The 13,675-nt window shown below is 29.3% G+C and carries 14 protein-coding genes and 1 riboswitch; of the genes, 9 read left to right on the forward strand and 5 right to left on the reverse strand.

Features of this window, described 5'->3' with window-relative positions; genetic code table 11:
* Positions 1-759 (forward strand): polysaccharide deacetylase family protein, encoded by a 759-nt coding sequence (locus I4V63_RS00365; protein WP_195999335.1) that lies wholly within the window; start codon positions 1-3, stop codon positions 757-759.
* 115 nt (positions 760-874) lie between these two features.
* Entirely contained in the window at positions 875-1,543 is a 669-nt protein-coding gene (locus tag I4V63_RS00370; protein ID WP_195999336.1) for a single-stranded DNA-binding protein, read from the forward strand.
* Positions 1,544-1,581: 38 nt separating this feature from the next.
* Here the strand turns inward: I4V63_RS00370 and dapD are convergent, their stop codons facing one another.
* On the reverse strand, positions 1,582-2,292 hold the full coding sequence (gene dapD / locus I4V63_RS00375) for a 2,3,4,5-tetrahydropyridine-2,6-dicarboxylate N-acetyltransferase (protein ID WP_042402852.1): 711 nt from the start codon (positions 2,290-2,292) through the stop codon (positions 1,582-1,584).
* 182 nt (positions 2,293-2,474) lie between these two features.
* On the opposite strand from dapD, the gene I4V63_RS00380 reads away from it, so the two are divergent.
* The 6 genes from I4V63_RS00380 (at position 2,475) to I4V63_RS00405 (ending at position 9,847) form a co-directional block, all read left to right on the forward strand.
* Positions 2,475-3,608, forward strand: coding sequence for an aminotransferase class I/II-fold pyridoxal phosphate-dependent enzyme (locus I4V63_RS00380; protein ID WP_195999337.1), 1,134 nt, complete (start codon positions 2,475-2,477; stop codon positions 3,606-3,608).
* A gap of 480 nt (positions 3,609-4,088) precedes the next feature.
* On the forward strand, positions 4,089-5,006 hold the full coding sequence (locus I4V63_RS00385; protein ID WP_195999338.1) for an ABC transporter permease: 918 nt from the start codon (positions 4,089-4,091) through the stop codon (positions 5,004-5,006).
* Between the two features lie 26 nt (positions 5,007-5,032).
* Positions 5,033-5,989 carry an ABC transporter permease gene (locus I4V63_RS00390; RefSeq protein WP_195999533.1) on the forward strand — a complete coding sequence of 319 codons (957 nt, stop codon included), beginning with the start codon at positions 5,033-5,035 and terminating at the stop codon, positions 5,987-5,989.
* Positions 5,990-6,001: 12 nt separating this feature from the next.
* Entirely contained in the window at positions 6,002-7,009 is a 1,008-nt protein-coding gene (locus I4V63_RS00395) for an ABC transporter ATP-binding protein (RefSeq protein WP_195999339.1), read from the forward strand.
* Positions 7,009-7,989, forward strand: a complete 981-nt coding sequence (locus I4V63_RS00400; protein ID WP_042401249.1) for a dipeptide ABC transporter ATP-binding protein — start codon at positions 7,009-7,011, stop codon at positions 7,987-7,989. The genes I4V63_RS00395 and I4V63_RS00400 overlap by 1 nt, the downstream gene beginning before the upstream one ends.
* A 202-nt stretch (positions 7,990-8,191) precedes the next feature.
* Positions 8,192-9,847, forward strand: a complete 1,656-nt coding sequence (locus tag I4V63_RS00405) for a peptide ABC transporter substrate-binding protein (protein ID WP_195999340.1) — start codon at positions 8,192-8,194, stop codon at positions 9,845-9,847.
* A gap of 32 nt (positions 9,848-9,879) precedes the next feature.
* Here I4V63_RS00405 and I4V63_RS00410 read toward each other — a convergent pair whose 3' ends face one another.
* From I4V63_RS00410 to I4V63_RS00425, 4 genes are all read right to left on the reverse strand, one after another.
* Positions 9,880-10,044, reverse strand: a complete 165-nt coding sequence (locus I4V63_RS00410) for a hypothetical protein (RefSeq protein WP_172676180.1) — start codon at positions 10,042-10,044, stop codon at positions 9,880-9,882.
* A gap of 133 nt (positions 10,045-10,177) precedes the next feature.
* Complete coding sequence (gene dapB, locus I4V63_RS00415) at positions 10,178-10,930, reverse strand: 4-hydroxy-tetrahydrodipicolinate reductase (protein WP_195999341.1); 753 nt, start codon at positions 10,928-10,930, stop codon at positions 10,178-10,180.
* 14 nt (positions 10,931-10,944) lie between these two features.
* Positions 10,945-11,823 (reverse strand): 4-hydroxy-tetrahydrodipicolinate synthase, encoded by an 879-nt coding sequence (gene dapA / locus I4V63_RS00420; RefSeq protein ID WP_195999342.1) that lies wholly within the window; start codon positions 11,821-11,823, stop codon positions 10,945-10,947.
* A gap of 10 nt (positions 11,824-11,833) precedes the next feature.
* Complete coding sequence (locus I4V63_RS00425; protein ID WP_195999343.1) at positions 11,834-12,829, reverse strand: aspartate-semialdehyde dehydrogenase; 996 nt, start codon at positions 12,827-12,829, stop codon at positions 11,834-11,836.
* Between the two features lie 150 nt (positions 12,830-12,979).
* A riboswitch (Lysine riboswitch) is annotated at positions 12,980-13,152 on the reverse strand.
* A 184-nt stretch (positions 13,153-13,336) separates the two neighbouring features.
* Here I4V63_RS00425 and I4V63_RS00430 point away from each other — a divergent pair.
* Positions 13,337-13,588 (forward strand): small, acid-soluble spore protein, alpha/beta type, encoded by a 252-nt coding sequence (locus tag I4V63_RS00430; protein ID WP_042401284.1) that lies wholly within the window; start codon positions 13,337-13,339, stop codon positions 13,586-13,588.
* Positions 13,589-13,675 lie beyond the last annotated feature (87 nt).

The raw sequence follows: 13,675 nt of genomic DNA on the forward strand, positions 1-13,675 counted from the left end.
ATGAAAGTCAATAAAAAGGCTAGTATAAACATATTAATTCTTATTTTAGTTATAATTATTTCTGTTGTTTATAGTAAAGAAAGTACAAGTACATGGTCAAGCCAAACAAAACAATTACCTATATACAGTGTAAAGACAGATGAAAAGAAAATAGCATTAACTTTTGATGTGAATTGGGCGGAAAATGAATACATATATGATATTTTAGATGTTTTAGAAGAAGGTAATGCTAAAGGTACATTCTTCATAATGGGTGGATGGATTAATTATAGCGATGAGAACCGAGAAAAGTTAATGAAAATAAATGATGGTGGGAATGAGATAGGAAATCATAGTTATATACATCCTTCATTTACTAAAATTTCAGAAGAAAGAATGTCTGATGAAATTAAAAAAACTGAAGATATTATATATGCAGCTACTGGACAAAAAACAACATTATTTAGGTTTCCAAGTGGAGATTATAATGATAAGGCTGTTGAATATGTTAGAAGCTTAGGATATGAATGCATTCAATGGAATGTAGATTCAATAGATTATAAGGAGGAGAGCGCACAAGCCGAATATGAAAGAATAATAAAAAAAGCAAAAGAAGGATCTATAATACTTTTTCATAATAATGCAAAATATACACCGCAGAACTTAAAGAAGTTTATTCAAGAGTTAAGCGATGAAGGATATGAATTTGTTACTATTAGCGAGCTGATTTATGATGGAAATTATACCATAAATGAAAATGGTGAACAAATTTTAAAATAAATATTAGAAAAATATTGAAAGTTATGAGTGATTTGTATTATAATGGAAATAATCCTTGATATATTTATTACGGCAATAAGAATTTTATTAATTACTAAGGGAGAGAGGGGTAAAGATGGACAATTTGATGTTAAATAACAAGATTTATCTTGAAGGAAAAATCGTGAGTGGTATGGAGTTTAGTCATGAGATGTATGGGGAAGGTTTTTATACTTTCCTATTGGAGGTAACTAGATTAAGTGATTCTGTAGATTTATTAAACATTACGGTATCTGAAAGACTTATAAGTAATATGGATTTATCTATAGGTAAGGAAATAGTAGTTTTAGGTCAATTAAGATCTTATAATAAGTTCGTAGATGGAGCAAATAAATTAATATTAACAGTTTTCGCTAGAAACATTGAACCATGCATAGAAAGAAGCAAGAATCCAAACGAAATTTTCTTAGATGGTTATATATGTAAGGAACCAGTTTATAGAAAGACGCCATTTGGAAGGGAAATTGCTGATGTGTTATTAGCTGTAAATAGAGCATATAATAAATCAGATTACATTCCAACTATTGCTTGGGGAAGAAATTCAAGATTCTGTCAAACATTAGAAGTTGGAGATAATATAAGGGTATGGGGAAGACTTCAAAGTCGTGAATATCAAAAGAAGATTAATGAGAATGAAGTTGTTAAAAAAGTTGCTTATGAGGTTTCAATTTCTAAGATGGAAAAGGTTTCTGAAGAAGAAGCTAAACATACAGATAATATCAATCATGAAGAAGGCGCTGTTTAAAAAGTGCTTAATAAAAAAACTCCCAATTGGGAGTTTTTTTATTTTCTTAAATCATCTAAGATTTGAGTTTTATCCTTAGTTTTATCATCTACGTTTTTGATTATTCTTGCAGGAGAACCAGCAACTACTACTCCAGCAGGAACATCTTCAGTAACAACAGAACCAGCAGCAACAACAGCGCCAGCACCTATTTTAACACCTTCAAGTATTACTGCATTAGCACCGATTAATGCATCATCTCCAATTTGGCAAGGTTCCTTACTTGGTGGTTCTAAAACACCAGCAACAACAGCACCAGCACCTAAGTGAACTCTCTTACCAAGTTGCCCTCTAGCTCCGATAACTGCATTCATATCAACCATTGTTCCTTCACCAATTTCAGCACCAATGTTGATAACAGCACCCATCATAATAACAGCATTTTTACCGATAGAAACTCTATCTCTGATAATAGCACCTGGTTCAATTCTTGCATCTATTGATAAAAGGTCTAACATTGGTATAGCAGAATTTCTTCTATCATTCTCAACTCTAAATGTTTTTATTTTGTGTTTATTTTCTAATATTATTTCAGTAATTACATCAGTTTCTCCAAATAATATGTAAAAATTGTCATTACCATAATATTCGATATTTTCTAGTGAAGCTTCGCTTAAGTCACCATTCACATATACCTTTACAGGTGTCGTCTTTTTTGAATCTTTAATGAATCTTGCGATTTCATAAGGATCAGTTAAATTATAATTCATAAAATCATCCTTTCTGCATTAAGCCCCAAATTTTTACCTGAGCACATATAATTATAATAGAAATAAAGAGTCTTTTAAAGAGACATTAGTAAAATAGTAGAAAAAACTTTACTGACTAGGTTATTTACTATAAAATTACTTAAAGAAGAAATAGTTATAATAAAGCCAAGGGGGCAATATTAATGAATGAAAATATGAAAAATGTTAAGATATCAGGTATTAGAAAATTTTATAATGAAGTACAGAAAGTTGATGGAGCTATTTCGTTAACATTAGGTCAACCAGATTTTGAATTACCAAAAGCGATAAAAGAGGGATTAATTAAAGCCATTAATGAAAACAAAACAACATATACAAGTAATTTAGGAATAGATGAATTAAGAAATGAAATACGTAAGTATTTAAATACAAAAGATATTTCATATGATGTAAATGAAATATGTATCACTGTTGGAGGGAGTGAAGCGTTATTTAATATATTTACAGCATTAATTAATAAAAATGATAAAGTTTTAATACCTACACCAGCTTATCCAGCTTATGAAAGTATTGTTACTATATTAGGTGGAGAAGTAGTTAATTATTCTTTAGATAATGAATTTAATATTAATATAGATGATATAGAGAATAAAATAAAAGATATGAATATAAAATATTTAGTCTTATCATTACCAAGTAACCCAACAGGTGCAGTGCTATCTAAGGAAGAAAAGGAAAAATTGATAAGAGTAATTAAGGATAATGATATAATTGTTATTACTGATGAGATTTATGAAGCATTATGTTATGAAAAATATTATAGCGTAGCACAATGTAAAGAAATAAAAGAAAAGATAATATATGTTGGTGGGTTTTCTAAAATGTTTTCTATGACAGGTCTTAGAGTTGGTTATTATGCATGTAGCCAATATTTAATGGAAGAAATAATTAAAGTTCATCAATATAATGTTTCATGTGCACCATCAATTTGTCAATGGGCAGTATATGATGGATTTAAATATGGATTAAATGATGTAGAATATATGAAAGGTATTTTTAAGAAAAGAAAAGATTTTGTAGTTAAAAGATTAAAGGAAATGGGATTAGAAGTTGTTATACCAAAAGGCGCATTTTATGTATTTCCTTCAATTAAAAAGTATAATATGTCATCTGAAGAGTTTGCATTAAGACTTTTGCATGAGGAAAAAGTAGCTTGTGTACCAGGTACAGCCTTTGGTAATGGTGGAGAAGGATATTTAAGATTATCTTATTGTTACTCAGATGAAGAACTAAATGAATCGTTAAATAGATTAGAAAAGTTTATTAAAAAGCTTTAGTGTATATTATAATAATATTTAAAAGATATAGGTCTTACTATAAATTATATATGTAGATCTATGTCTTTTTTGTTTTATAATCGAGTATATATCAAATATATAAGTATATTAATGTAAAAAAATACTAAAAATATTAAAATATGTCCGTCTTAGGTAGTATAAAAAAAAGAAAATGTTTGTTTATGATTAGAAGAGTTAAATTCAAATAGTAAATAATTTATTAATAGAATTTCCAATGAAAAAAGTGTAATATTCTAAAATATAATGGTTTAAATGGCTAAAATAGTAAATGTAAACGTTGCCTGAAATGTGCAACGTTATTTATTATATTGCAAAAAAATATGCGTTAAATTTAATAATATACTAATTTATTAAGAAAATATTTAACGATGTATTTTGACAAATATTATAAATATATTATAATTAATATAAATTGTTAACATTTAGCTTTTAAAAAATTTGGATGGGGGTTGTACACAAATGCTAAAGTATATTGGAAAAAGAATTTTAACTAGTATAGTTACAATTTGGGCAGTAATAACAATTGTGTTCTTTCTTGTAAGAATTATGCCAGGAGGACCTTTTGAAGGCGAAAAGATTACTGCAGAAATGAAAGAAGTATTAAATGAAAAATATGGCTTAGATAAACCTATGGGAGAACAATATGTTATCTATATGAAAGGTTTATTAAAAGGTGATTTTGGGCAATCAATGAAATATAAAGGTAGACAAGTTATTGATACTATAAAAAATGGTTTCCCAAAATCAGCACAAGTTGGAGCAGTTGCTATTGTCGCTTCTGTAGTTATTGGTATTTTACTTGGTGTTGTTGCAGCATTAAATGCAGATAAATGGCCTGATAGGATATGTATGATAATTGCAACTCTGGGAATTACGATTCCGAGTTTCGTTATCGGATCCTTATTGATATTCGTATTTACGGTAAAATTAAAAATATTAGGAGCTACAGGTATCAGCAAGCCTGAAAATTATATAATGCCTGTAATTGCATTATCAGGAAGTTCTATGGCGTTTATAACTAGATTAACAAGAAATAAGTTAATTGATGTATTAAAATCAGATTATATTAGAACTGCAAAAGCTAAAGGTTTAAGTGGTGGAAAAGTTATATTTAAACATGCGTTAAGAAATTCATTAATTCCAGTAGTAACATATTTAGGACCTTTGACTGCAGGTGTCCTTACAGGTTCATTCGTAGTTGAAAAGATATTTGCTATTCCTGGATTAGGAAATGAATTTACATTAACTATAACAAATAGAGACTATACAGCATTGTTAGGTGTTTTAGCTTTCTATTGTACATTCATAGTAATTTGTAATTTAATTGTTGATTTACTATATGTTGTAGTGGATCCAAGAATTAAACTTGAGTCATAAAAGGGGGAGAGATAATGAAAAACGTAATGGCAGAGAATTTAGATTTAAACATTGATAGCGATTTATTTTCTCCTTTAAGTACTGAAGAGAAAAAAGCTGAAGATGTTATAAGACCAAGTGTTGGTTATTGGGCAAATGCTTGGAGAAGATTAAAACAAAATAAAGTAGCATTATTTTCATTAATAATGATTGTAGTAATTATTATATTTGCAATATTTGGACCAATCTTAATTGAAAAATTATATGGATTTACTTATAAATCTACAGATAAAACAGCTTCTAATTTATGGCCAAATGCACAACACTGGTTTGGAACTGATAATTTAGGAAGAGACTTATTTGTAAGAGTTATGTATGGTGCAAGATATTCATTAATTATTGCTTTTGCTGCATCAGTTTTAAATCTTGTTATTGGGGTTTTATATGGTGGTGTCGCAGGTTTTCTAGGTGGAAAAGTTGATAATATAATGATGAGAATTGTAGATGTTTTATATTCAATTCCTACATTAATATATGTAGTATTATTAATGAATGTTTTAAAGAAAGACGGATCAACTGGTATGTTTGCAATTATTGTTGCAATGGCTATTTCATCTTGGGTTGGTATGGCTAGAATAGTTAGAGGAGATATCCTTCAACTTAAACAACAAGAATTTGTATTAGCAGCTAAAACATTAGGTGCATCTAAAACAAGAATATTATTAAGACATTTAATTCCTAACTGTTTAGGTTCAATCATAGTAACAATGACATTATTTGTACCTTCAGCTATATTTACTGAAGCATTCCTAAGTTACATAGGTTTAGGTTTAAACGCGCCACTTGCTTCTTTAGGAACACTAGCAAATGATGCTAAGGGATTGTTAACAACTCAACCTTATCAATTATTATTCCCAGCTGCTATGATTTGTTTAATCATTTTAGCATTTAACTTATTTGGTGATGGATTAACTGAAGCTTTAGATCCAAAGCATCAAAAATAGGAGGAGAAATATATGAGTAAATTATTAGAAGTTAAAAACTTAAAAACATCATTTAAGACTCATATTGGAGATGTACAATCTGTAAGAGGAGTATCATTCCATTTAGAAAAAGGGGAAGCTCTTGGTGTTGTTGGTGAATCTGGATGTGGTAAGTCAGTAACAATGATGACTATAATGAGACTTTTAGGGGAAAATGCAAAAATAGATGCAGAAAGAATTTTATTTGATGATAAAGATATAACAAAACCTAGTGAAAAGATGATGCAAACAATAAGAGGAAATGATATGGCAATGATTTTCCAAGATCCAATGACATCATTAAATCCATTATTCACAGTAGGTGATCAATTAACTGAACATTTAATAAAACATAAAAAGATATCTAAAAAAGAAGCTATGAAAAAAGCAGTGGAGATGCTTGATATGGTAGGAATTCCAAGTCCAGAAAAAAGATTAAAGCAATATCCACATGAATTTTCAGGTGGTATGAGACAAAGAGTTATGATTGCAATGAGCTTAATATGTGAACCTAAGCTTATTATTGCAGATGAACCTACTACAGCACTTGATGTTACTATACAAGCTCAAATATTAGATTTAATGAAAGATTTAAAAAATAAATTAGATACATCAATAATTTTAATTACACATGACTTAGGAGTAGTTGCAGACTTATGTTCAAGAATTAATGTTATGTATGGTGGGCTAATAGTTGAAGAAGGTACTACTGAAGATATATTCTATAGAGGAAAACATCCTTATACATGGGGACTTTTAAGAAGTGTACCAAATCCAAAAAGTGAATTAAGAGAAAAATTAATTCCTATTGAAGGACAACCACCAGATTTATTAAAACCACCAGTTGGATGTCCATTTACTGCAAGATGTGATTATGCTATGAAAATATGTAAGGAAAAACAACCACCACTATTTGAAGTAGAAGAAGGTCACAAAGCAGCATGTTGGTTATGTCATGAAAATGCACCAAAAGTTGAATCACCAATAAGGGGGGAAGAATAATGGAAAATAAAAATGACGTTATTTTAGAGGTTAAAAACCTTTGTAAATACTTCCCTGCAAACAAAGGATTATTTTCAAAGAAGAGCTTTGTTAAGGCAGTAGATAATGTTTCTTTTACAATTAAAAGGGGAGAAACTTTAGGGTTAGTAGGAGAATCAGGGTGTGGTAAAACTACTACTGGAAGAACTATTTTAAAATTATATGAACCAACTTCAGGTCAAATAATTTTTAATGGACAAGATATTACAGGATTAAGTGAAAAGAAGATGGTATCTTTAAGAAAAAACATGCAAATGATTTTCCAAGATCCATATGCATCACTTAACCCAAGAATGACTGTTGGAGACATTATCGGTGAAGCAATTGATATTCATGGTTTGTTTAAAGGAAAAGAAAGAGAAGATAGAATTAGATATTTATTAGATAAAGTAGGCTTAAATGGTAGTCACATTAATAGATATGCTCATGAATTCTCTGGTGGACAAAGGCAAAGAATTGGTATTGCAAGAGCATTAGCAGTTCAACCAGATTTTATAGTATGTGATGAACCAATATCAGCACTTGATGTTTCTATTCAAGCTCAAGTTATAAATATGCTTGAAGAATTGCAAGAAGAGTTTGGATTAACTTATTTATTTATAGCACATGACCTTTCAATGGTTAAACATATATCAACTCATATTGGAGTTATGTATTTAGGGCAAATGGTAGAAAAAGGTCCAGCAGATGATGTTTATATGAATCCAAAACATCCTTATACTAAAGCACTTTTATCAGCAGTTCCAATACCTGATCCTAAGGTTGCAAAGGCTAATAAAAGAATAGTTTTAGAAGGAGATATTCCATCACCAATAGATCCGCCACCAGGTTGCAGATTTAAAGGTAGATGTAAAGATGCAATGAAGGTATGTTCTGAAATTAATCCAGAATTAAAAGAGGTTGAACCAGGACATTTTGTTGCATGTCATTTGTATAAATAGTTAGTATCTTAACAGAGCTAAAAAAACATTTATTATTTGAAAAAAATTATAACTGGCTAAATAAATTATTTAGCCAGTTAAAAAAAGAGTACCTTTTCAATATGAGAAGGATAACTTTAACTAATAATATTTGAAGTTTTTAGTTTAAGTTGTCAATTGCGATGCGCAATTTAGATAAATAAAAACAAGGGGGAAAATTTAAATGAAAAGTACAAAACTAAAGAAATTATGTGCAGTTGTATTAGCTGCAACATTAGCTACTTCTTTATTCATTGGTTGTGGCGATAGCTCAGCTAATAGTGGAAGTGGTTCTTCTAACCAACAATTAGTATTTAATTTAGGTGAGGATCCAGAAACAATGGACCCAACATTAAACAATTCTTCAGGAGCAGGAACAATGATATTAAATGCTTTTGAAGGTTTAATGGTATTAGATGAAAATGACCAGGCTGTAGAAGGTACAGCTGAAAGTATGGAAGTTTCAGAAGATGGATTAGTATATACTTTTAAAATAAGAGAAGATGCTAAATGGTCTGATGGAGAAGCTGTAACAGCTGATAACTTTAAGTACTCTTGGTTAAGAGCATTAAATAAAGAAACAGCGGCTGAATATGCTTATCAATTATTCTACATCAAAAATGCAGAAAAATTCTATAATGGAGAAGTAACAGCTGATGAAGTTGGAATTAATGTAATTGATGAAAAAACATTAGAAGTTACTTTAGAAACTCCAACATCATACTTCCCACAATTATTAGCATTTACAACATATGTTCCTTTAAGAGAAGATATAGTTTCTGCTAATCCAGAAGGATGGGCAACTAATCCTGAAACTTATGTTTCAAATGGTCCATTCAAATTAGTACAATGGGATATGAAAGATCAATTAGTTTTTGAAAAAAATGAAAACTATTGGGATAAAGACAGTGTTAAATTAGAAACTTTAACTTTTAAATTAGTTTCAGATGATACTACTGCATACTCAGAATTAAAAGCTGGAAACTTTGATATGGTTAACTCTGTACCAACAAATGAAATCGAGCCAGGTATAGAAGAAGGCTTAGTTCATGTTAACCCTAAATTAGGAAGCTATTATTTCGCAATAAATGTTGGTAAACAAGATACATTAAGTGAAGATGTAAAAGAAGTATTAAGTAATAAATTAGTTAGACAAGCATTAAATCTTGCTATAGATAGACAAGAGATAATTGATAACGTTGGTAAAGCTGAACAAGTACCTGCTTATAGCTTTGTTCCTCAAGGTATTACAGATGAAAATGGTAATGATTTTGCTTCAAAAGAATATTATGATCCATCAGATATGGAAGGAAATATTGCAAAAGCTAAAGAGTTATTAAAAGAAGCTGGTTATGAAGATGGTAAGGGAATACCAACAATAGAATTAATGTACAATTCAGAAGGTGCTCATAAAGATATATGCCAAATAATCCAACAAAATTGGGAAGAAATTGGTGTAAATGTTGAATTGACAAACCAAGAATGGGCTGTATTCTTAAATACTAGACAACAAGGGGATTACCAAATTGCAAGACATGGATGGAGTGGGGATTATATAGATCCAATGACATTCCTAGATTTATGGACTACGAGTGGAGGAAACAACGACACTGGATTTAGCAATGCTAGATATGATGAATTAATTGCTGCTGCAAAAGTTGAAACAGATTCTGAAAAAAGACTTGAAATGTTAAGAGAAGCTGAAGATATATTAATGGATGAAATGCCAATATTACCAATATATTACTATACAACAGTAACAGCTGCAAATGAAAATGTTAAAGGTGTTAGAATTTCTACATTAGGAAAAATTTCTTTCAAATATGCATATAAGGAATAATGAATTAAAGAGAGTCAAATATGACTCTCTTTTTAATTTCCAGCAGGATTATAATGATTGCTAGAAACTCCTTCTCTTTTTACAGATTTATGTTTTAAATTTGGATTATGATTATGGCCTTCTTCAGTAATTGGAGTTTGATAATTGCATTTTTCCATTCTGGCAACTTTGTTATCTGGTTGACTATCTTTTGGCATTATTTTTCCTCCTAAATATTAATAATATAACTTACAACCTTAGTATATACAAAAGCAAAAAAAATATATATCCAAATATTTCATAAGCCAATAAAACAATATAAAAATAGAGCTACATTAAGTAGCTCTATTTTTATAAACCTAAAACATCATCCATATTGTATAGTCCAGCTTCTGATACTGTAGCCATATACTCACATGCTTTTAAAGCACCAATGGCAAATACATCTCTTGAAATTGCTTTATGAGATAATTCGATAACTTCACCAGTTCCAGCAAATATTACATCATGATCTCCAACTATAGATCCACCTCTAACTGCATGAATTCCTATTTCGTTTTTCTCTCTCTTTTTATGCCCATCTCTACCGTGAACATAGTGAGTTTCATCTGAAATTGATTCCTTTATAGTATCAGCTAAAAGTAATGCAGTACCACTTGGAGAATCTAATTTTTGATTGTGATGTTTTTCAATTATTTCAATATCATAATTTCCATATAATAAAGGAGTAACTTTTCTTAATAATGAGTTAATAAGGTTAATACCTAAAGACATATTAGCTGATTTAAATAAAGGTAAAGTTTTACTTTTTTCACTTATTAAATTTAAATCATCTTGATTATAACCAGTAGAGCAAATTACTAAAGGTTTTTTTGTTTTTTCTGTTAATTCTAATAATTTGTGTAGAGTGCTGACATTAGAAAAATCTAAAAGAACATCATATTCTATATTAACATCATCTGGTGAAGTGAATACAGGATATTTTTCTTCCTTAGGAAATTTATCAATACCAGCAACAATCTCTAAATTAGGAAATTCACTTACTAAATTAGTAATAACAGTTCCCATTTTCCCACAACATCCACTTAATAGTACTTTAACCATAAAATATACTCCTTCTATACTAAATTGTGTCTCTTTAGTGTATTAACTAAAGTTTCTTGATTCTTGTCATTCATTTTATAAAGAGGCAATCTTAATTCGCCAACATTCATTCCCATAATATTCATAGCTGTTTTTACAGGGATTGGATTTGTTTCAATAAATAAATCGTTAATTAAATCTAAATATTCTAATTGTAAAGCTGTTGCTTTAGAACAATCACCTTCTAAATAATATTTACACATATCATGAATAGTTTTCGGAACGATATTAGCTGCAACAGAAATTACACCAACTCCTCCTAGTGACATTATTGGAACTACTTGGTCATCGTTACCTGAATAAATATCAATTTTGTCACCACATAAAGCTTTCATTTTAGCTATTTGACTTAAGTTTCCGCTTGCTTCTTTTATTGCTACAACATTATTAAGCTCTGTAAGTTTTAATAATGTCTCAGCTGTAATGTTCATATTAGTTCTACTTGGAACATTATAAAGTATTATTGGAGTCTTTACAGCATCGTTAATTGCTTTGAAATGCATAAATAATCCTTCAGCATTTGTTTTATTATAATATGGTGTAATAACAAGTAAACCATCAACACCAACACTTTCTGCATAAAGACTCATTTCTATAGAAGTTCTGGTATTATTTCCACCAGTACCAGCAATAACAGGGATTCGTTTATTTACAGTATCAACTGTGAATTTAATAGCATCTTTTTTTTCTTTTTCTGTCATTGTAGTTGCTTCGCCTGTTGTACCACAAACGATAATAGCATCAGTAGATTCTTTTATATGCCATTCAAGTAATTCTCTGAATTTCTCAAAATCTATACCATTTTCATTAAAAGGTGTAATTATAGCTACACCTGAGCCTTTAAAAATTGACATTATATTCCTCCTAAAGCCAGTTATTATTAATTAATACTTCGGCAATTTGTACAGCATTTAATGCTGCTCCTTTTCTTATGTTATCTGCAACAACCCATAAATTCAAGCCATTATCTATACTAAAATCACGTCTTATTCTACCAACGTAAACATCATCTTTTCCTGATACTTCTAATGGTGTTGGATATTTAAGTTCGCTAACATTATCATAAACTGTTAATCCAGGGGTATTTTCAAATAATGTAAATATATCTTCTATTTCAAATGGATTATTTAATTCAACATTAATGCTTTCACTATGGCTATTTAAAACAGGGACTCTTACAGTTGTAGCAGTTATTCTTAAATTTTCATCGTGTAAAATCTTTCTTGTTTCGTTAATCATTTTTTCTTCTTCTTTAGTATAACCGTTATCTAAAAATACGTCTATGTGAGGAAGACAGTTACCAGCTATTGGGTATGGGAATTTTTTAGGAGCAACTCCATTTAAACCATCTTCTAAATCAGCTATACCTTGCATTCCTGCCCCTGAAACAGCTTGGTATGTTGAATACACAACTCTTTTTATTCCATACTTATCTAATAAAGCTTTTAATGGTACCATTGCTTGAATTGTAGAACAATTTGGGTTAGCAATAATTCCATTATGATTTTTTAAATCCTCAGGGTTAACTTCAGGAACAACTAAAGGAACGTTTTTGTCCATTCTCCAAGCACTTGAGTTATCTATAACAACTGCTCCATATGATGAGAAAATAGGAGCAAATTTTAAACTTGTATCTCCACCTGCTGAAAATAATGCAATGTCTATTTTCTTATTTTTGATATTTTCTTCACAAGTATTTTCTACTATATATTTTTGACCTTTAAATTCTAAATAAGATCCTGCTGATCTTTGAGAAGCAAAAAGATATAGATTTTTAATAGGGAAATTTCTTTCCTCTAATATTTCTAAAAATTTTCTACCTACATTACCAGTACTACCAATAATTGCAATATTGTACATTTTGGTTCCCCCTTTTTTACTCTTAATATTTGCATATATAAATTTAATAATAGAAAATATTCTGTCCAAATTTAGGAAGATTAAATTTACTATTAAAAAAACCTTGAGTTATCACTCAAGGTATACTGTACATATAAATACAAAAGATCCTTAAATGATAGCTCACCACATAAAAATGTGACAGAAATATGCATATTATACATACCCCCAGTTATATAGCTGTAAAGCTTAGGCTATATACTTCGGCGATAAATCCTTTCCTATTATTTTAACACGCTTAAATCCATAATAATACTCTTAAGTACCGCACCTCTATCTATTTATAAACTTATATGATTTAGATTATACCTTTTATATACAAAACTTTCAAGGAATATTTAGTAATTTATTCATATATACTTAATTTTATTATATGAATGTATTACAAAATTGTAACAGCGTATTTTGTATAAATATAAAGGATATAGGAGAAAATATTTTTATAAATTTTATATAGGGGGAATTTTCATGAGTAAAACACCACTAAAGAAGATAATAAAGTCAAAAATTAAGACTAATAAAGAACTTACACCACAAGAAAAAATGCGTGAAAAGATAAAATATGAAATTGCAGAAGAATTAGGCTTAAGTGAAAAAGTAGATGAGTGTGGATGGGGAGGATTAACTGCTGAAGAAACAGGTAGAATAGGTGGAATTATGACAAAAAGAAAAAAAGAATTAAAGTTACCAACTAATGATCAGATTTTAGGAAGAAAATAATAGATTGACTTAATATTTAGTATCATAGTAATATAAAACATAGAAATTTATTTTTTTGTATTATAATTTACATTATTATAAGATTTT

This window comes from Clostridium sp. 1001271B_151109_B4, assembly GCF_015670405.1.
Taxonomy (GTDB): domain Bacteria; phylum Bacillota; class Clostridia; order Clostridiales; family Clostridiaceae; genus Clostridium.